The sequence below is a fragment of the Stenotrophomonas sp. FR010 genome, assembly GCF_047520755.2.
In the GTDB taxonomy this organism is placed as follows: Bacteria; Pseudomonadota; Gammaproteobacteria; order Xanthomonadales; family Xanthomonadaceae; genus Stenotrophomonas; species Stenotrophomonas sepilia.
Map to the genome: position 1 here is coordinate 153,927 of NZ_JAXBQT020000006.1, position 19,980 is coordinate 173,906.

Genomic DNA, 19,980 nt, shown 5'->3' on the forward strand with positions numbered 1-19,980 from the left:
CACGGTAGGTGCCGACCGTTGGTCGGCACGCTCCATCAGAGTTCATCACCGCTGACAGATTGTGCCGACCAACGGTCGGCACCTACCAACAGCGGATCATCCCCGGGCAATTGCTCTAATGGGTGCCCACTCACCCGAACGGCAGCTCCGCCGCTCTGCACGCCGCCGTAATCGCCGCACACGCGTCTTCAATCGCGGGCGTGGTCGGTGCCAGTCGCGGGCGACGGTCCAGCGTGCAGGCCAGGCCCACGTCGAGCAGCGTGGCATGCGCGCCATGCAGTGCTTGCGCAGTGTCTTCCGGAAGGAAACCGGCAACCGCCAACGCATCGATCAGCGACGGCGTGTCGCGTGGCTGCAGCAGCGCGGGATGCTGCGCACTACGCGCCAGCACGCCGGTCTGCAGCAGGAACTCCAGGTCCACCACGCCACCGGCGCCTTGTTTCAGGTCCAGCCGCGCGGCATCGCTGCGGTCCAGTTCAGTGCGCATGCGGCCGCGCATCTTCAGCACATCGGCATACAGCGTGGCCGGATCGCGCTCACGACCCAGTGTCTGTGCACGCACCTGTTCGAAATCGGCCAGCAGACTGGCATCACCGGCCACACCGCGTGCGCGCACCAGGGCCTGGTGTTCCCAGGTCCACGCGCGTTCGCGCTGGTATTCGGTGTAGCTGGCCAACGAAGACACCAGTGAACCCTTGCCACCGTCCGGGCGCAGGCGCACGTCGATGTCGTACAGGCGCCCGGCGGCGGTGACCGCACCAAGCAGCGCCATCACCTTCTGTGCCAGTCGTGCATACCAGCGCCCCGGTTCCAGCGGACGTGCGCCATCGCTGGCCTCCACGCCAGCCGGGTTGTCGTGCAGGAACACCAGGTCCAGGTCGGAACCGAAGCCCAGCTCAAGCCCGCCGAGGCTGCCGTAGCCGATGATCGCGAAACGTCCACCGGGAATCCCGCCGTGCGCGGCGCGCATGTCCGCCTCGGCCATCGCCAGCACGGTGGTGACCACCGCCTGCGCCAGCTCGGCCAGTTGCCGCGTGCTGTCCACCGCACCCTGGCGGCCATCCAGCGTGGCCATCGCCATGCGGAAGCTGAGCGCCAGCCGCGTCTCATTGAGCCAGCGCAGTGCGGATTCGGGATCTTCCACCGCCAGCACCTGCTGGCACTCGGCCAGCATACCGGCCGCATCGGGCATCGGCCCGGACACGCGCACGTCCAGCAGTTCGTCCAGCAGCAGCGGGTACGCGGCCAGCCGCTCGGCCAGCAGCGCGCTGCGCGCCAGCACATCGACCAGACGCGCCAACGCGCTCGGTTGTTCGTCCAGCAGCGCGAGATAGCTGGTCCGGCGCAGCACGGCCTGCAACAGGCCGAGCACACGCTTGAGCGCGGCGTCGGGTTGCGGCGAACGCGTGGCCGCATGCAGCAACGCGGGCAGTACGCGATCCAGCCGCGCACGCGCGGCATCGGACAATGACTTCACGCCGGTGCCCTGCGCGAAATCACGCAATGACTGGTCCGCGCCGTTGGCATCGAGGAAACCGGCTTCAGCCAGCAGCGGTGCGTTGCTGCCCTCGGGCAGGCTACGCCAGTAGTTGGCCAGCGCGTCGGGCGCGGCCTGGCCCTTGCGCGGTGCCAGCAGCGCGGCGAATTCGGTACTGACCCGCTGCTGCTGTTCGGCCAGCGCCGCGCGCAGCACGTCCCAGTCCGGGTAGCCGAGGCCGACGGCGATGCGCTCGCGGTCCAGTGCATCGCTGGGCAGCACGTGGGTCTGCGCATCGCGCAGCATCTGCAGGCGGTTCTCCAGGCGGCGCAGGAACAGGTAGGCCTCGCGCAGCGCACTGCCGTCCTCGGGCGCGATCTGCCCCGCAGCCACCAGCGCGTCCAGCGCCACCAGCAGGCGGCGCTCGCGCAGCGCAGGCTCGCGGCCACCGCGGATCAGCTGCAGCGCCTGGCACAAGAACTCGATCTCGCGGATGCCACCGGCGCCGCGCTTGATGTCTTCGTGCAGCTCGCGGCGCGCGACTTCGGCGGTGATCGCCGCCTTCATCTCGCGCAGGCCATCGAGCGCAGTGAAATCCAGGTAGCGGCGGTACACGAACGGGCGCAGGGTCTGCAGCCACGCTTCACCGGCCTCGATATCACCGGCGACAGCGCGCGCCTTCAGCCACGCATAGCGCTCCCAGTCGCGGCCTTCCCGCTGGAAGTACTGGTCCATCGCCGCGAACGACAGCGCGACGCGGCCGGCGCTGCCGAACGGGCGCAGGCGCAGGTCGACGCGGTGGCTGAAGCCATCGACGGTGGTTTCGTCCAGCAGCTTGGCCAGGCGCTGGCCGAGGCGGGCGAAATACTCTTCAGCGGCCAGCGCGCGCGGGCCGTCGGATTCGCCGCCGTGCGGATAGGCGTAGACCAGGTCGATATCGGAACTGAAGTTGAGCTCGCCGCCGCCGAGCTTGCCGAGGCCGAACACCACCAGCTGCTGCGCGGCGCCTTCGCCATCGCGGACCACACCGTGCCGCTGGGCGAATTCCTGCTGCAGCGCGTCCAGCGCCAGCCGCAGGCAGTTCTCGGCCAGGGTGGTGGCGCCAGCCAGGGTCTGTGCCACGTCGTCCAGACCGGTCAGGTCGCGCCAGATCAGCCGCGTCGACATGGCAGTACGCCAGCGCCGGATCTGCGCCGGCCAGTCGCTGGGCTGCAGCGGATCGAGCACCGGTGGCGGGATCGGCGGGCAGCCGGGGGTAGCCAGCTGCGCCAGCAGCGCCGGTTGCCGCACCAGGGTGTCCAGCGCGAAGTCGCTGGCCACCGCCAGTCGGGTCAGCAGCGGCAGCAGTTCGGCAGGAACGGGCTCGGGCAGGACCTGGGCCAGGCGCGCCAGGGCGCGGTCGACAAGGGGCTGCAGCGGGGCGGGCAGGTCAGCGGGGGCGAGGGTCATGGGCGGATTGTATCGACCCGGTCGGGACGCGACGGACCCGGTAGTGCCGGCCGCTGGCCGGCAGATCCCATGATTCTGCCGAAGGTTGCTGCAGTTGCCGGCCAGCGGCCGGCACTACCGATAATGGAGGCCGCGTATTCACACTGGGCCACAGGCAATAAAAAAGCCCGCTTGCAGCGAACTGCCAGCGGGCTCTGCTCCCTCCCCCACGTCGGGATGCAGGGCCATCGTGCGGGCTGCGAAAGCACTTTGCACGCTGCACTGCAAAACAGAACCGGTGGGTATGGGTGAGCCACTGGGGGAAAAGCCATTCCACGAAGGTAGAACCCCCCGTACGGATGAGGATGGCCGATAATCGGGATTCCCCCCAGAAACACTGTCGTCATGTCTGTTGATCGCATCGCCAACGCGCGTCTCCGTGACCGCGTGGTCTCCGCCGAGGCCGCAGCCGCGCTGATCCAGCCCGGTGAAACCGTGGCCATGAGCGGCTTTACCGGCTCCGGGTATCCCAAGGCCGTTCCCGTCGAACTGGCCCGCCGCATCGAAGCGGTGCATGCCCAGGGCAATCCCTTCCAGATCAAGCTGATGACCGGCGCCTCGACCGCGCCGGAACTCGATGGCGCGCTGGCCAAGGCCGATGGCATCGCCATGCGCATGCCGTTCCAGAGCGACCCGGATGCGCGCAACCGCATCAACGAGGGCAAGCTGGATTACATCGACATCCACCTCAGCCACGTCGCCCAGCACGTGTGGTTCGGCTTCTATGGCGAGATCGATACCGCCGTCATCGAAGTCTCGGCCATCCGCGAAGATGGTTCGCTGGTGCCGTCCACCTCGGTCGGCAACAACAAGACCTGGCTGGACCTGGCCAGGAAGGTGATCGTCGAGGTCAACGAATGGCAGCCGGCCGGCGTCGACGGCATGCATGACATCTACTACGGCACCGCGCTGCCGCCGCACCGCAAGCCGATTCCGCTGGTGAACGCCAACGACCGCATCGGCGATACCGCGCTGCGCTGCGACCCGGACAAGATCGTGGCCGTGGTGCGTACCAACGGGCCGGACCGCAACAGCCCGTTCAGCCCGATCGATGCGACCAGCGAACAGATCGCCTCGCACCTGATCGAGTTCCTCAAGCACGAGGTGAAGAAGGGCCGCCTGCCGCCGAACCTGCTGCCGTTGCAGTCGGGCGTGGGCAACATCCCCAACGCCGTGCTGGCTGGCCTGGCCAAGAGCGGTTTCCGCGACCTGGCCGCGTTCACCGAAGTGATCCAGGACGGCATGCTCGACCTGCTGCGCGACGGCGTGCTGAGCTACGCCTCGTGCACCGGCTTCGCGCTGAGCCCGCAGGCGAATGAGACGTTCAAGGAGAACATCGATTTCTACCGCGAGCGCATCATCATGCGCACGCAGGAAATCTCCAACCACCCGGAACTGGTGCGCCGCCTGGGCTGCATCGGCATGAACGGCATGATCGAGGTGGACATCTACGGCAACGTCAATTCGACGCACGTGATGGGCACGCGGATCATGAACGGCATCGGCGGTTCCGGTGACTTTGCCCGCAACGGTTTCCTGTCGGCGTTCCTGAGCCCGTCCACCGCCAAGAACGGCACCATCTCGGCGATCGTGCCGATGGCCAGCCATGTCGACCACACCGAGCACGATGTGTCGGTGATCGTCACCGAACAGGGCCTGGCCGATCTGCGCGGCCTGACCCCGCGCAAGCGCGCGCAGGTGCTGATCGACAACTGCGCGCACCCGGACTTCCGCCCGCAGCTGCAGGATTACTTCGACCGTGCCAGCCGTGAGAGCTACGGCAAGCACACCCCGCACCTGCTGCCGGAAGCGTTGTCGTGGCACCAGCGCTGGCTGGATACCGGAACGATGAAGGGCTGAGGCCCGCGGTAGAGCCGGCCGCTGGCCGGCTTCCCCAACAGCCGGCCAGCGGCCGGCTCTACAAAGGGGCCGCTCCGCAGAATCCCTGTAGAGCCGAGCCCACGCTCGGCTCCACGGCAAGCGGTTTACCCGCGCAGCGCCGCCAGCGACTCGGCCTGCAGCCGCTCGTAGATCTCGAACTCGTCGTTCACCGCCACGCCCAAGGCCTGCTCGAAGGCCTCACGGTTGGCATGCGCGGCATAGGCGCGCTGTTCTTCGCCGCCCAGGTTCGACTGGAAGATGCCTGCGGCACTGACCGGCAGGAAATCCTCGTAGACGATCGGGTCGGCCGTGGCCAGGCCGGCGGCCACCAGCACTTCAGCGGGCAAATCGGCCACGCGCTCCGGCGCGGCGCGGCCAGCGTCGGTCAGCTGGTAGCGGTAATACCCCAGGCCTTCCTGGCGCAGGGTGTCATGGTCATCCGGGAAGCTGGCGAACACCGCCTGCAGGCGCTGGCCGTAGTCGCCGCCGGTGCTGCCTTCGCCACCGGCGTCGCGGGCCTGCGACAACAGCTGGTCATACAGCGCGCGGCCCTTCGGGGTCAGCGCCAGGCCGCGTTGTTCGATCTCGCCGAAGCGCGCGGTATGGGTGCCGGCATCACCCCCTTCGGCATCCGGGAAGTGCACGGCCTCTTCCAGCGCCTTGAAGCTGGTCTGGCGCAGCAGGATCGGGCAGGCACGACGCGGCGGGCCTTCAATCACCGCCTTGGCTGCCATGCCGTGCTCGATCATTGCCGCCTGTGCAGCGTCGATGTCCAGCGTACGCGGGGTCAGGTGGTTGATGTGTGGGCCACGGAAGCTGACCACGTCGGCCACCAGCCGGTGCGCGTTGTGCAGTGCGTGGTAGGTCGGCAGATCGACCGTGGCATCGCCGTGCCAACGGAAGGTTTCCAGTGCTTCATCGACGAAGCGCTCGGCATCGGCCTGCGACAGGCCACCGTCGCGCTCGGCCTGGTCGATCAGCGCCAGCGCGCCGTCGGTGAAGATGCGGCGGCGTGCGAGGATCTTCGCCGACTCGGCACGCAGGGCTTCGTCTTCGATCAGCTCCAGGCGCAGCAGCGAGGTGAACACGCGGAACGGATTCTGCGCCAGCGCCGCGCCGGTCAGCGGGCGGAACGCGGTGGAGTGCACCGGCACGCCGGCCACCGACAGGTCGTAGTAGCCGACCGGGTACATGCCCATCACCGCGAACAGGCGGCGCAGTGTCGCTAGTTCCTGCACGGTACCGACGCGGATCGCGCCATGACGCTCTTCATCCAGGCGCGCACGCTCGTCGTTGCGCTGCAGCTGCGCGGCCAGCGCCGGGTCCTGGGCAAGCACCTGCGCGTTGATCCGCTCCACCAGTTCCACCAGCGTGCCGTACAGCGGCACTTCGGTGCGGTACATGCGGGACATGGCCTGCGCGAACAGGCGGCGGATCACATCAGGCGAAACGAAAGAGGCGCTCATCAGTCACTCGATTACGGGAACGGGGAACAGCTCGGACCCGTATTGTCGCCGGAGCGCCCGGCGGCGGCGATACGCAGAGCAACATGACCGGGTAGTGCCGGCCGCTGGCCGGCAACCCCGGATGCCTGGAAAGGATGCTATTGCCGGCCAGCGGCCGGCACTACCGCTTGAGCTGGCGCTTCAGCGTGGCATCCAGGGTGATCGGCCGGTCCCAGTGCTGGTAGCTGGCCACGATGGCATGGCGCACAGCCCGGTAGTGCAGATTGTCCGGCTTGGTGGGCATGCGCTTGACCACCGCCTCCCAGCCGCCCTCCGGGTCCTGGCTGAAGGCACGCACGCTGTCGCGGCAGGTCTGGCCACTGGCCTTGGCCCAGAAGCAGGCGAAATAAATGTCTCCTGCCTGCCAGCCGTGGGTGGTGAACAGCGCGCTGATGTAGCCGCGCGGCACGTCGGCATAGCGCGACACTTCGTCGAGGAAGGCGTCGGGGTAGCGTTCGGCGTAGTGGTTGATGTCCTGCAGCTGGGCGTCGACCCAGCTGTCGCCGGTGTCCACTTCATAGGTGGCCGAACGCTCGGCGGTCTGCTGGGCCAGCACGGTGGCCGGCGCCAGCAGCAGGAACAACATCAGCGCGCGCAGTCGGTGGTTCATGCCCCGATTCTGCCGCAGCCGACCGGCCCTGTCAGGCCGCAGCGGCCTTGGCCTCGATCGCCGCCAGTGCGGCCGGCCAGTCGTGGGCGGTATCGGCAGTGACCATGCGCGGTTCGTCGTCGGCCACGCCATGCTGGGTCTCGTGGGCCCAGGTCACTGCGTACGGGGTATGCACGCCCCAGCCACCCAGCGTCACCACCGGCTCGATGTCCGAGCGCAGCGAGTTGCCGACCATCACGAAGCGCTGCATCGGCAGGTCGAATTCGGCCAGCACGCGGGCGTAGGTTTCCGGATCCTTCTCCGAGACGATCTCGATGCGCGGGAACAGCTCGGCCAGGTTGGCGACCTTGATCTTGGCTTCCTGGTGGAACAGGTCGCCCTTGGTGATCAGCACCACCGGGTAGTGCTCGGCGATGGCCGCCACCGCTTCACGCACGCCGTCGATCAGCTCGACCGGGTGGCGCAGGGTGTCGTGGCCGATCTCCAGAATGCGCTGGATGTCCTTCGCGTCGATGCGCTGGCCGGTGATGTCGATGGCCGCTTCGATCATCGACAGGGTCATGCTCTTGACGCCGTAGCCGAAGGTGCCCAGGTGGCGCTGCTGCACTTCCAGCAGGTGGCGGGCGGTCTGGGTGTCATGCACGTCGACATAGCGCGACAGCAGGTCAAGGTAATCCTGCTCGGCCTTGCGGTAGTAGTCCTCGCTCTTCCACAGCGTATCGTCACCGTCAAAACCGACCAGGCCGATGGCGCGCGACGGCGCAGGCGTGGGGGTGTTCATCGCCCAAGGATACAGGGGCCATGGTGACGAAAAAAACCCGGGCGGCCGAAGCCGCCCGGGTTCCCATACGCCCCGATGCAGGACTTACCTGCCCTGCGCACCCTGCGCTGCGCCACCCGCACCAGCCTGCTGGGCGGCCACGTAGGCCTTGTACTCATCGGCGCTCAGTTCGCCGTCCTTGTTGGTATCAGCCTGGTCGAACACCTGGGCCAGGCCGGCGTTCACCTGCGCCTCGGTCTTGCTGATGGTGCCGTTGCCATCGGTATCGATGCTGGCCCAGGTCTGGCCACCGCCATTGGCCTGCGCCGATGCCGCTGCGGCCGCATTGGTCGCCTGGTCGGCGGCCTGGCCGGCCTGTGCAGCCGCCTGCTGGGCCTGAGCGGCTTCGTTCTGCGCCTGCGCGGCCTGCTGCTTGGCCGACTGGGCCATCGCCGGGATGGCCAGCACGCTGCCGGCGGCGACGATCAGGGCGATCAGGGGCTTGCGGTTGCGAATAGTCATCAGGGGTGTCTCCTACCGATTGGGTGGTGTTGCGCGGCGTGTTGATTCCGCACGGCACCTACCCTGCCACCGCGTTTCTGAATCGATTTTGCGTCGCGAGCGGCGCCCACACGCGCGATTAACCACTGGCCTCCACGCATGCTTTAGCGGGGTGGTTAGGGTGAAGTGAGTGGCTCATAAGATGCGCATTCAGCGCCTCTGCATTTAACCGGCAGGCAACGAAAAACCTGCGTCAGTCGACGGTTTTTTCCGATGACCGCGAACTGAACAACACCCATGCAAGAGCAACACCGGCGAGCGCACCGGCGATTTCCAGCACCACACGGCTGCCAAGTTCGTTCGGATCGTGGATGGTGGCCAGGAAGATGCGCGCGTACAGCGGCGATTCCAGCCGCACGATGCCCATGTAGAACAGCTTCCACGCATCGATGCCGGCGGCGATGATCACGGCGATGACGCAGGACCAGCCGATCGCGTGCCCCATCGACCACCGCAGCAGGCGGCACAGCTGCGACCACAGGAGGTACACGAGCAGGCCGACCAGCAGGGCAATGGCGCCCGCTTCCAGGGTGCCGAGCAGGCCGAAGTGCAGGGGAAGGTTCATCGGGTGGGCAGGGATGAAGAGGCGGCCAGTGTAAGGGATCTGCTTCGGACCCAATCGGCAGCCACAGTAGATCCACGCCATGCGTGGATGAGTCTCCATCGAGATCGAATAATTCGACGATTGAACAAAGAGCAGCCGAGCATGGGCTCGGCCCTACAACGGACCGCGCGGGAAACTGTCAGAGGCTGGGCGGTGCCCTGCCGTTACCCCTACCGTACCGGAACGTCGTACGCGGTACCGGAATCCGGTTCCGGCTGGAACGTGTAGTGCCACCACTCCTGCGGATAGTTCACGAAACCACGCCGTGCCATTGCCTGCACCAGTTGCCGCCGGTTCGTCTGCTGCGTCTCACTCAGCCCGCTCGTCTGCGTATGCGCACGCGGCCCGAAGAAGTCGAAGTCAGTGCCCATGTCCAACGGCGTGCATGCACCGCTGCGGCAATCCAGCAGGCCCAGATCCACCGTGGCACCGCGGCTGTGGCCGGAGCGCTCGGCGATGTAGCCGTCGGCCAGCAGGCGCGGCTTGTCCAGGCCCGGATACTGCTGTGCCTTGCGCGAGAGCTCGCGCGGATCGTTCACCCAGGCCATGAAGGCCTGCACCGAACGCACCGGCCGGTAGCAGTCGTAGAGGCGCAGGCCGAAGCCATCGGCGCGCAGGTCCTGCTCCACCTGGGCCAGCGCCTTCGCCACCGGCGCCAGCAGGTAGCACGAAGGCGCCTCGTAGCCGGGCACGCGCGCGCCGGTGAAGTTGTTGGCACCCGCATAGCGGATGTCCAGGTCGATGCGCGGCGACAACGTACGGATCTCCACCAGCCCGGCGCTGGCCGCGTCGGTGGCCGGTGAAACGCGCGGTGGCTCAGCGGCGCTGGTGGTCTCTGCCAGGGCAATCGCCAGTACGAGTGAAATGCAGGTCCTGGAAGTCATAGCTGAAGTCGATGTCCGGATCGATGGCGCGCAGGTCCAGTGTCGGTGCCAGGCCCTCACCCGGCTGCAGCCACGCCTGCGCGTCTTCGCCCAGCGTATCCCAGCGCAGCAGCCAGCGCCCCTGCAGCTGCAGCACAGCCCCCTGCAGCCGGGGCGACTTGTCCACGCTGAAGCGCAGGCCGTCCTTGCCCGGGCACAGCGAGGCCGGCCCCAGCCACGGATCGGTGTAGCGGCCGTGCCAGCGCGGCAGATCGGCGTCCGATGCCGGCCGTGCCTCCGACGTCGCCGGCCGCTGATGGCCGCCTGCCGCGCGCGTAGCCTGGTCTGCCTTCAGTTCGGCCAGGTACGCCAGTGCCGGACGCGCCTCATCGGGGGCGGTGAAGCGCTTCAGCGCGGCCTGCATCAATGCGGTGCGCGCATCCTCGCCTTCACCGTTGATCAGCATCACCACGCCCACCTTGCGGTCAGGCAGCAGCGCCAGCGACGAGTACATGCCCGACAGGGTACCGGTGTGCGCCACCTTCCACTGCCCGTCCATGTCCGACACCCGCCAGCCATACCCATAACCGTAGAAATGCGCGTTGTCCCAACGCCGCTGGCGTTCACCCAGCGGCATCGGCATGTGCAGGGTCCACAGCGTACGGCGCTGCTCAGCATCCAACCAGCCAGGTGCCAGGGCAGGATCGAGCAGCACCTGCATCCAGCGCGTCATGTCGCGCAGCGAACAGCGGATGCCGCCGGCGGCCATCGACGGTAGATCCGGGCTGATCGCACCATCGGCGTTCACCACCGCATTGTGGTCGCCATGCCAAGCGTGTGGCTGCGCCACGTTGCCCACCCGCTTCACCGACCACGCCCCCACCTGGCAGCGGGTCATGCCCAGCGGCTCGAACACCTGCTCGCGCATCAGCTGGTCATACGGCTTGCCACCCGCCGCAGCGGCCAGTTCGCCGGCCACCACGTACATCAGGTTGTCGTACGCATAGCGGCTGCGGAAACTGCTGACCGGCTTCAGGTGCGCCAGCCCCGCGATGATGTCGGCACGGGTGAACGCGTTCGGCTCCGGCCACAGCATCAGGTCACCGGCGCCCAGGCCCAGGCCGCTGTTGTGGATCAGCAGGTCGCGCACCTGCATCTGCTCGCCCACCCACGCATCGTGCATGCGGAAGCCCGGTAGATGCCGCCGCACCGGATCCTCCCAGCGCAGCTTGCCCTGCTGCACCAGCCGCGCCAGCAGCGCGGCGGTCATCGCCTTGCTGTTGGAGGCGATCTTGAACAGCGTGTCCTGGTCGATGCGGCCGCCGTCGCCGCGCGCGCCCTCGGCGTGGCGATAGACCACCTGCCCGTTGTCGACCACCGCGATGGCCAGCCCGGGCAGGTGCTCGTGCTGGACCACGGCGGCGACGTCGGCCTCGAGGGAGGCGATGTCGGTCGCCGAAGCGGACGGTGCGGCCAGTGCCGCCGCGACGATCAGCAGGTGGTACATGCGCGCAGCCCCTCCATTGCCCGCGCCGTCACGGTGGACGGCGCGGATCGTGGCCTCAGAAGTTCCAGGTCACCACCAGCTGGGTGTAGCGCGGGGCCTGCCAGCGCGTCCCGGTGGCGAACGTCGCCTCGCGGTACTGGCCGGGCTGCGCTTCATAGCGCTGGTGCACGTTGATGGTCTTCTGGTTGTTGAACAGGTTGTACACCGACAGCCGTGCACTGAGGTCGATGCCCTCCACCGGCAAACGCCAGGTCACATTGGCGCCCATGGTCCAGGTCCACGGCAGGCGACCGAACGCACCGCGTGGGCTGTACTCGAACTGCCGCTGGTTGTACGGGCCGGAACAGTTGGCCACGCACAGCCAGCCGGTGCCACCGCCGCTACCTTCGCTGGAGGTACTGCCACCGGCGATGGAATCGTTCGGCCACATCACGCCGTAGGCAGTGATCGGGCCACCGGACTGCACCTGCAGTGTGGTTCCGAACGACCATTCCTCGTTCAGCGCGTAAGCGGCACGCAGCTTGAACTGGTGGCGGAAGTCGTTGAACAGCACGCCATAGCGCTCGTTGGTGGCCGGATGGTCCCAGAACTGAACCATGCCCGTGTCGCCGTAGTTGGTATCGGAATTCACAGGGCCTTCGAAATTGCCCTCGCTCTTCGACCACAGGTAGGACGCGTTGAACATCCACTTCTCGTCCCAGGCACGGTCGATCTGGAACTCCAGTGCCTTGTAGGTGCGCTTGGGCTTGGAGTAACCGATCACCTCGCCGCTGCCGCCCTTCCGATAGCCGCTGTTGGCGGTGTCAATGGTGATCCAGCCTTCGTTGGCGCAGCCGATGCTCTTGTCGCCCCAGATCGTCAGGCTCTCGCCCGGGTTGGCGATCGGCCACAGCGTGCTGGGGGTCGGGCCGCATGGGGTGTAATTGATGCGGATGTCGTCCAGCGCACGGGTCATGCGTCGATAGGTGGCGTTGACGCCCCACGACCATGCCTGGTTGATCATGTTCTGGAAGCCCAGGATGTACTCGTCCTGGTAGACCGCCTTGAGGTCGCGATCCACACTCTGGCGCAGGTCGGCACCGCCGGTGTTCATGCGGGTGTCGGTCGGCCCGATCTGCTGGCCGACGACCGGTGCCATGTACGGTGAGCCGGTCGGCGAGGTTTTCCGCTCCCAGCCATTGAGCACGTAGTAGCTGTACTCGTCGGTCAGGCCACCTGCGAAATTCACGTTGATGTTGTTGGTGACAGGCAGGTAGTAGCGGCCGGCGTTGCCGAACAGCTTGGTGCTGCCATCACCGCGCATGTCCCACGAGAAGCCGACGCGAGGTGCGATCAGGTCATCCATCTTGATGAACGCCTTGCCGGCGGCGGTACGGTTCTCGAAACGGTCCCAGCGCACGCCCAGGTTCAGCATCAGGTTCGGGGTGATGTTCCAGATGTCTTCCACGTACAGCGCATTGGCTTCGGTCTCGAACGTGCCGCCCGACTTGCGGTTGCGCGCACGGAGCATTTCGGTAACGCCAGCCGGTACGTAGGCATTGGCACCGTCCCAGACTTCATCGCCGGGGCGCGCCACGTAGGCGGTGTAGCTCAGTTCGGTCGGGCCGGGGTAGCGGGTGGACTGCTTTGTGGTCATCAGCTCACGGTCGACACCGAAGCGCAGCAGGTGGTCACCCAGCTGCCATTCGAAGTCCAGTCGCGCCACGTCACGGGTATCGTCACGCTCGGCCACTGCCGTGCCCGTGGGGTGGCAGCCTGCGCGCAGGCCCTGCAGCTTGCTCAGGCGCGGGCCGTAGGTACTGTCGGTGAACACGGGGCTGCAGGCCTGATCCAGCGATGAATTGGTGAAGGCACGCTGGTTGTTCTGGCCGACCATGGCGCGCGCGGTGAAGTTCTGTCCGAAGTGGCCGGTGTAGGTGGCCGACCAGTTGCGGCCGCCGGTCTCGGTGACCGAATCGCCGCCCCAGGCGCCGAGCTGGTCGGCGTTCCAGTTGTAACCGTACGACGCATTGGTGACATCGCCCTCATCCGAGAACGCCAGCAGCGCCAGGCTGTGGTTGTCGTTGATGTTCCAGTCCAGCTTGGTGCCCCAGAAGCCGTTGCCGGAATCGTTCTTGAACCAGGTACTGCCATCGGACGAGGTGTTGTGTCCCTTGTCGCTGCGGTCTTCGTACATCGCGAACAGGAACAGCTTGTCCTTGACGATCGGGCCGGAGCCCCACACGTTGGTCTTCAGGAAGGAGTTGTTGTCGCGGCTGCCGTAGGAATGCGGGGTGCCGTCGCGGTGGAAATGATCGCCGCCACTGGCGCGCCACGCACTGGGCTCGGCGGTGACTTCAACACCGCCCTCGAATTCGTTGCTGCCCGAACGGGTCACCGCATTGATCACGCCACCGGTGGAGCGGCCGAACTCGACCGAGTAGCCACCGGTCTTGACCTGGAACTCCTTGAAGAAGGCGAACGGCGCGGTGCTGAAGCCGCGACGGGTATACATGTCGGTGACATTCAGGCCATTGATGAAGACCGCATTCTCGGCCACCGATGAACCAGCGAATGACAGGCCGCCGAATGTCGAGTTGCCGCCGACCACGCCCGGCGCCATCAGCGCGACCGCAGACAGGTCCTGCGCCACCGGCAGCCGCGAGATCTCCTGGCGGTTGATGTTGAAGGATGTCTCGGTGGAGTAGACGTCCACGCGGTTGACCACTCGGGTGCCGACCACCTGCAGGGCATCGAGATTGGTGACGCCGCCGCCACTGGCCAGGTTGACCGTGGTGGTACCACCTACTGCCACACTGACAGCAATCTGATCGCCCAGCTTCTGGCCATCGCGGCTGAGCTGCAGCTGGTAGTCACCTACCGGCAGCTGGCCGAGGCGGTAGCTGCCGTCGGCGCCGACGGTGACGGTACGGGTCAGACCCGTACTGTTGCTGACCACGGTCACCTGGTCACCCGCGGTTGCACGGCCGGCAACTGCGCCGCTCACGTTCTGTGCCATCGCGATGCCGGGCAGCACTACGCCCAGACACGCCCCAAGGGCGACGCACAATGCCGCCCGCTTGATGCTGTAAGCCTTCATCCCCTGCTCTCTCCTGCAAGAATTGAATGGTGTGGAATGCGATGTGTCGCGCTAGCGTTGCCTGGCTGGCAGTACCCGCCACTGGAAGTCGTAGCTCCATTGGTCGAAGTACAGGTTGCCGCCTGCCCACTCGGCCTCGCCGCGCTGCGAGTCGACCGTTTCCGAGCGGAAGTGCTGCTTGGCCGGCACGAAGGGCTGGCCGAAATCGTCGTTGAAGGCGATGCGGTAGCCGTCGAGGCCACCCAGGTAGAAGTCACGGAGGGCCGGCACATCACTGGCCAGTGCGCCGGTGGTCACGTCCATCGGCAGCCAGCCATACGGCGCCAGGTAGACCTGCCCCCAGTCATGCAGGTTGTTGTAGCCGCTGCCGTCGCCGGAGAACACCATGCCCGACTGCCAGCGCGCGGGAATGCCGTTCAGGCGCAGCAGCGCGATCAGCAACAGTGTCTGCTGCCCGCAGTCGGCATGGCCGGCACGCAGTGCGTAGTCGCTGATGTTGCTGAGCGTGGAATATTCGCGCGCACCGGCCCATGGAATGCGGTCGACCGCGGCAAACAGCTTGCGCAACACTTCATACGGGCGCGTCTCGCCCTGCAGCACCTGGTCGGAGAACAGCTTCAATGCCGGGGTGAAACGCACATGCGGCAGCTGTTCGGCCAGGTAGGGCTTCAATGCGGGATCGTTCGGTGTCGCCTGCACCTTGGCCGGATCGATCGCGGTATGCCGGGCGAAGATCGTGACCGCGTAACGGATCTCGAAACGGGTCGGCTGCCCGGCAACCGCTTTGGCTTCGAGGTAGGCGGTGCGTTGCTGGGTATGGGCCGGAGCCACGCGCGCCTTGCCCGGGGTGCTGCCCAGCCACTGCACCTGCTCCTGCTGGCCGGGGATCTCGCGCGGGTACGGAATCCAGGCACGCACGGTCTCGCCGGCCGGCACCGCATCGGCCTTCACCGTCAGCGACTGGGTGAATTCATAGCGCTGCGGCAGAACCGACGCCTGGCCACTCTGTTCGGCCGCAGCAACCACGCCTGCGTGGTGGGCATTGAGCACTTCGTTGGGGCCCGGAGGCGGCATCGGTGCATCCGCGCGGCGACGCGCGCGTGCTTCGTCGCTGAGCAGGAACAGGTTCGAGGGTGCGCGCTTGAAGTACCAACGCTCGCCATCGATATCGAGATGCTCGATCAGGCCGAGTTGGTCCCAGCGCGCAAATTCCTCGTCGGTCAGATCGGGAATGCCGCGCCGTACGGCGTCCTTGGCGGCGCTTTCGTCGAGGGCGAAATCCAGGCGGATGCGGCGCATGCGCTCGCGCTGGAACGCTTCGTCAGTGGCGGCGGGTGCAGTGGCCAGCAGCGCGTCGGCGTCGCGGAAACGGCCGCTGTCGATCAGGTCGATCACCTGCACTCCTCGCGCGCGCTGCTGGCTGCTGCGCCCGTCTGCCGCCTGCGTGGCCGACACCCACAGCAGCAGCGCGGCACACAGGCCGGCAGCAGCAGGCAGACGTGGTTTGCGAACGGCAGGATCCACAGCGACACTTCCCCAGCGCGGGTGGTAACGGCTGTGTAACACGGGCCGGGATGTCGGTCAATAATTTATTCTTGCTTTCGTAGCCAAAAGGAATAAATATTCCAACAGGCATTCGAGGAGGGTGTGCACCGCATGAGCCTGGCTTTCCGCGAACGGCACCGGCATTGGCCGCGCCGCTTGACCCTGGCCCTGTGCCTGCTGGCCGCTCCGGCCTTTGCACAGGCAGCCCCACCGCCCGACCCGGGTGCGCCGCTGCCCTATGTGATCGGCCTGTACGAGGCCTATCTGACCCCGCAGTACTGGGCCGCGCGCCTGGACAACGCCGATGCGCCGATTCTGGATCGCGCGCAGATCGAAGCACAGAACGCGCGCATGCGGGCGCAGGACAGCCACATCCAGGACATCGCCGCACTGCCCGCCCAGCTTGATGCGGCGGCGGTGCGTGCCAGCATCACCGCGCTGTCGAGCTGGCCCACCCGCGCTCTCTACAACGACAAGGGCCAGTCGATCCCACCCGCGCTGCGCAGCGCGATCGAAGCCAACCTCGGCCTCGATGCGATTCCCACACAGGTGGCAGCGCAGTATGGGCTGGTGGTGAAGCGTGCCGCGCTGCGCACCTTCCCCACCCGCGAGCGCGTCTTCAGCAGCGTCGGTGACACCGACATCGACCGCTTCCAGGAATCGGCACTATTCCCCGGTGACAAGGTCGCCGTGGTCCATCGCAGTGCCGACGGCCGCTGGCTGTTCGTGCACAGCGAGCGCTACAGCGCGTGGATCGAAGCCGACGCCATTGCCCGCGGCGACAAGGCCACGGTGCTCGGCTACGGCGCGAGGGGACCGTACCGGATCGTCACCGGTGCCACCGCGCAGACCGCCTATACCCCGGAGGAGCCGCGCGTCTCGCGCCTGCAGCTGGACATGGGCGTGCGCCTGCCGGTGCTGGCCGACTGGCCCGCCGCCGAACCGGTGAACGGCCAGCAGGCCCACGCTTCGTGGGTGGTGCAGTTGCCGGTACGCGAAGCCGATGGTCGATTGAAGCTGGTGCCGGCGCTGCTGCCGCGCTCGCAGGACACCGCCGCCGATTACCTGCCGCTGACCCCGCGCCTGCTGCTGCAGCAGGCCTTCAAGTTCCTGGGCGAGCGCTACGGCTGGGGTCACGACTACGACACCCGCGACTGCAGCGGTTTCGTCTCCGAGATCTACCGCAGCTTCGGCGTGCTGCTGCCACGCAATACCAGCGCGCAGGCGGTCAGTCCGGCGCTGGATCGCCTGCCGTTCACCGGCAAGGACGGCAAGGCGGTGCGCGACCGTGCCGTCACCCGCCTGCAGGTGGGCGACCTGGTCTACATTCCCGGTCATGTGATGATGGCCATCGGCCACGTCGACGGCCGCACCTGGGTGATCCACGATACGGCGGGCGGCAGCTGGTTCGGTGCCGACGGCAGACGTGTGCAGGCCCATCTCAATGGTGTTTCGGTCACGCCGCTGGAGCCGATGATGGCCAGCGACACCGTCCGCTACATCGACCGCATCACCAACATCCAGCGCCTGCGGGCCAAGACTCCTGAATGAAGATCACCGCCATCGAACTGGGCATGCTGCGCGTGCCGTTGAAGACACCGTTCAAGACCGCGCTGCGCACGGTGGAGACCGTGGAAGACGTGGTGGTGCTGGTCCGCACCGACACCGGTCACACCGGTTACGGCGAGGCACCGGCTACAGCGGTGATCACCGGTGATACGCACGGCTCGATCATCGAAGCGATCCGCCACTTCATCGCACCGCGCCTGATCGGCCAGGACGTGGTCAACCTCAACCACCTGTGCACGCTGGTGCAGACCGCGATGGAGCGCAACACCAGCGCCAAGGCCGCGGTGGAGATCGCGCTGTACGACCTGTGGGCGCAGCTGCACGGTGCCCCGCTGTACCAGATGCTCGGTGGCGGCGACCCGGTGATCACCACTGACATCACCATCAGCGTGGACTACATCGACAAGATGGTGGCCGATTCGCTGTCGGCGATCGAGCGCGGCTTCGAGTCGCTGAAGATCAAGGTCGGCAAGGACATCGGACTGGACATCGAACGGGTCAAGGCCATCCACGCCGCCGTGGAAGGCCGTGCCCTGCTGCGCCTGGATGCCAACCAGGGCTGGACTGCCAAGCAGGCGGTGCATGCGATGCGCACGCTGGAGGAAGCCGGCGTGGTACTGGAGCTGCTGGAGCAGCCGGTGAAGGCCGCGGACATCAGTGGCCTGAAGTACGTCACCGACCGCGTCAACACGCCGGTGATGGCCGACGAAAGCGTGTTCAGCCCCAGCCAGGTGATGGACCTGATCCAGCAGCGCGCGGCCGATATCATCAACATCAAGCTGATGAAGACCGGCGGCCTGTCCAATGCGATCCGCATCGCCGACATCGCCGGCATCTACGGCGTGCCGTGCATGATCGGCTGCATGATCGAATCGAGCATCAGCGTGGCTGCGGCCGTGCACCTGGCCGTGGCCAAGAGCGATGTGATCACCAAGGTTGATCTGGACGGCCCCTCGCTGGGCCAGTTCGACCCGGTCAGCGGTGGTGTGCATTTCAACGAATCGGAGATCAGCATCAGCGACGTGCCGGGGCTGGGTATTACTGAAGTGCGTGGGCTGGAGATGCTGGGTTGATTTCTGCCTTGCGGCTGACGTTGCGTGCCACTGACGTTGGGTCGCGCGTTACTTTTCTGTTCGCGAAAAGAAAAGTAACCAAAAGAAACGCTCCGCCGGCCGCGAGCCGGTGCTACGCACCGGTTCCCTGCGCTCCTCGGCCCGTCGAGGGACGGCGCGGGAACTCGCTACGCTCAGACACCCGCGCCTCTTCGCCCTCGCCGCACCTGCGGTGCTCGGCTCGCTTGAAGGCGGACTCAACGGCAGCTCCGGGTAGATCCACGCCATGCGTGGATGCTCCTGCTTCTGCTCTACCTCGTATTCTCTTCGCGGCTGGCACGCGCGCGATCTGTCCGGGGTCAGGCGGGTGGGGATTGCGGGGGTGTCCGCCGCATGGGCCCGAGGCATGCCTCGGGCGGGTTGGGCAGGACGCCCAGCCCCGGTCTTGCCGTTTGCGCAGGACAGCGCAAACACGCAAGCGCGGCCAAGCCTACACGGACGTACTTGCGGCGTCCCCCGCAATCCCCACTCGCCTGACCCACCCCATGACCGGCTCTTCGCGGCCAACCGCAACGCGTTCCCCTATGCTCCAACGCACACCCCTCGGACACCCCGCATGCCGCCCCTGCTGAAGATCCGTTCCGAGCGCGGGCAGATGTCGGCCATCGAGCGCCGCATCGCCGACTTCATCCTCGACAACGCCCACCTGCTGCGCGACTACTCGTCGCAGCAGCTGGCCAGTGCGCTGGGCATCAGCCAATCCAGCGTGGTGAAGTTCAGCCAGAAGCTCGGCTTCAAGGGCTACCCGGACCTGAAGTACTCGATCGGCCAGGACGTGGCCCGCGCCGGTGCCGATCCACAACAGCTGCCCAGCGAACCCGACAGCGGCGATGACTACCTGCGCCTGGGCGAGGCCCTGCGCCGCAGCAAGGCGCAGGCCGAGGAGGAGACACGCCAGGCCAATCCGCGCGAGGAGATCGAGCGCATCGTGCAGCTGCTCGACGGCGCACCGAAGCTGTTCGTCCATGGCCTGGGTGACGATGGCCTGTATGCCCGCGAGTTCGCCATGCGGCTGTCGCTGCTCGGGCTGCTGGTGGTGCCGCACACCGACCCGATCCTGATGCTGGCCAACCTGTCGGCCGCACGCCCCGGCGATGCGCTGCTGGTGTTCTCCGAATTCGGCAACCTGCCGCAGCTTTCGCAGCTGTCGCGGCAGTTCCAGGACATGGGTGGCAAGGTGATTTCCATTACCCGCCACACTGCCAACCCGCTGCGCGCGCATGCTGATGCGGCACTGGCGGTCTGCGCGCACGACCGCACGCCGCAGGTCGCGCAGCTGCTGTACCGTAGCGCCATGCACGCCCTGCTCGATTTCCTGTTCGTGCTGCTCTGCCACACCAATCCGGACCGCCAGCAGCAGCTGGCGGTGAACCTGGAGCGGATCGACCACTTGCTGGATTCCTGACCGGAGCACCTGTT

Annotated in this window: 14 protein-coding genes; 4 read left to right on the forward strand and 10 right to left on the reverse strand. The window is 66.8% G+C overall.

Annotated elements, in window-relative coordinates:
• Nucleotides 1-130: 130 nt before the first annotated feature.
• Complete coding sequence (gene glnE, locus ACM0PK_RS07725) at nucleotides 131-2,926, reverse strand: bifunctional [glutamate--ammonia ligase]-adenylyl-L-tyrosine phosphorylase/[glutamate--ammonia-ligase] adenylyltransferase (protein WP_414608078.1); 2,796 nt, start codon at nucleotides 2,924-2,926, stop codon at nucleotides 131-133.
• Nucleotides 2,927-3,310: 384 nt separating this feature from the next.
• Here glnE and scpC point away from each other — a divergent pair, with 384 nt between their 5' ends.
• Nucleotides 3,311-4,825 (forward strand): succinyl-CoA:acetate CoA-transferase ScpC, encoded by a 1,515-nt coding sequence (scpC, locus tag ACM0PK_RS07730; RefSeq protein ID WP_021202957.1) that lies wholly within the window; start codon nucleotides 3,311-3,313, stop codon nucleotides 4,823-4,825.
• A gap of 125 nt (nucleotides 4,826-4,950) precedes the next feature.
• Here the strand turns inward: scpC and hglS are convergent, their stop codons facing one another.
• From hglS to ACM0PK_RS07775, 9 genes are all read right to left on the reverse strand, one after another.
• Nucleotides 4,951-6,312 carry a 2-oxoadipate dioxygenase/decarboxylase HglS gene (gene hglS / locus ACM0PK_RS07735; RefSeq protein WP_111201280.1) on the reverse strand — a complete coding sequence of 454 codons (1,362 nt, stop codon included), beginning with the start codon at nucleotides 6,310-6,312 and terminating at the stop codon, nucleotides 4,951-4,953.
• A gap of 160 nt (nucleotides 6,313-6,472) precedes the next feature.
• On the reverse strand, nucleotides 6,473-6,961 hold the full coding sequence (locus tag ACM0PK_RS07740; protein ID WP_072169045.1) for a hypothetical protein: 489 nt from the start codon (nucleotides 6,959-6,961) through the stop codon (nucleotides 6,473-6,475).
• Nucleotides 6,962-6,992: 31 nt separating this feature from the next.
• Entirely contained in the window at nucleotides 6,993-7,742 is a 750-nt protein-coding gene (locus tag ACM0PK_RS07745; RefSeq protein WP_072169044.1) for an HAD family hydrolase, read from the reverse strand.
• Nucleotides 7,743-7,826: 84 nt separating this feature from the next.
• The gene (locus ACM0PK_RS07750; RefSeq protein WP_019662197.1) at nucleotides 7,827-8,243 is read right to left on the reverse strand and encodes an EF-hand domain-containing protein; all 417 of its coding nucleotides are present in this window, start codon (nucleotides 8,241-8,243) and stop codon (nucleotides 7,827-7,829) included.
• A gap of 232 nt (nucleotides 8,244-8,475) precedes the next feature.
• Nucleotides 8,476-8,847 carry a hypothetical protein gene (locus ACM0PK_RS07755; RefSeq protein ID WP_049413267.1) on the reverse strand — a complete coding sequence of 124 codons (372 nt, stop codon included), beginning with the start codon at nucleotides 8,845-8,847 and terminating at the stop codon, nucleotides 8,476-8,478.
• A 209-nt stretch (nucleotides 8,848-9,056) separates the two neighbouring features.
• Nucleotides 9,057-9,770 (reverse strand): M15 family metallopeptidase, encoded by a 714-nt coding sequence (locus ACM0PK_RS07760; RefSeq protein ID WP_414607751.1) that lies wholly within the window; start codon nucleotides 9,768-9,770, stop codon nucleotides 9,057-9,059.
• Nucleotides 9,703-11,256, reverse strand: a complete 1,554-nt coding sequence (locus ACM0PK_RS07765; protein ID WP_414607752.1) for a serine hydrolase domain-containing protein — start codon at nucleotides 11,254-11,256, stop codon at nucleotides 9,703-9,705. The genes ACM0PK_RS07760 and ACM0PK_RS07765 overlap by 68 nt, the downstream gene beginning before the upstream one ends.
• Before the next feature lie 55 nt (nucleotides 11,257-11,311).
• Nucleotides 11,312-14,335, reverse strand: coding sequence for a TonB-dependent receptor (locus tag ACM0PK_RS07770; protein WP_414607753.1), 3,024 nt, complete (start codon nucleotides 14,333-14,335; stop codon nucleotides 11,312-11,314).
• 51 nt (nucleotides 14,336-14,386) lie between these two features.
• Nucleotides 14,387-15,859 carry a transglutaminase-like domain-containing protein gene (locus ACM0PK_RS07775; RefSeq protein ID WP_151354759.1) on the reverse strand — a complete coding sequence of 491 codons (1,473 nt, stop codon included), beginning with the start codon at nucleotides 15,857-15,859 and terminating at the stop codon, nucleotides 14,387-14,389.
• Nucleotides 15,860-15,991: 132 nt separating this feature from the next.
• Between ACM0PK_RS07775 and ACM0PK_RS07780 the strand changes: the two genes are divergently transcribed.
• The 3 genes from ACM0PK_RS07780 to ACM0PK_RS07790 all read left to right on the forward strand — a co-directional run bounded on the left by ACM0PK_RS07780 (nucleotide 15,992) and on the right by ACM0PK_RS07790 (nucleotide 19,966).
• Entirely contained in the window at nucleotides 15,992-17,431 is a 1,440-nt protein-coding gene (locus tag ACM0PK_RS07780; protein WP_414607754.1) for a C40 family peptidase, read from the forward strand.
• Nucleotides 17,428-18,522: a dipeptide epimerase gene (locus ACM0PK_RS07785; protein ID WP_414607755.1), complete on the forward strand. Its 1,095-nt coding sequence runs from the start codon at nucleotides 17,428-17,430 to the stop codon at nucleotides 18,520-18,522. The genes ACM0PK_RS07780 and ACM0PK_RS07785 overlap by 4 nt, the downstream gene beginning before the upstream one ends.
• 595 nt (nucleotides 18,523-19,117) lie before the next feature.
• On the forward strand, nucleotides 19,118-19,966 hold the full coding sequence (locus ACM0PK_RS07790; RefSeq protein ID WP_414607756.1) for a MurR/RpiR family transcriptional regulator: 849 nt from the start codon (nucleotides 19,118-19,120) through the stop codon (nucleotides 19,964-19,966).
• The last annotated feature ends 14 nt before the right edge of the window (nucleotides 19,967-19,980 follow it).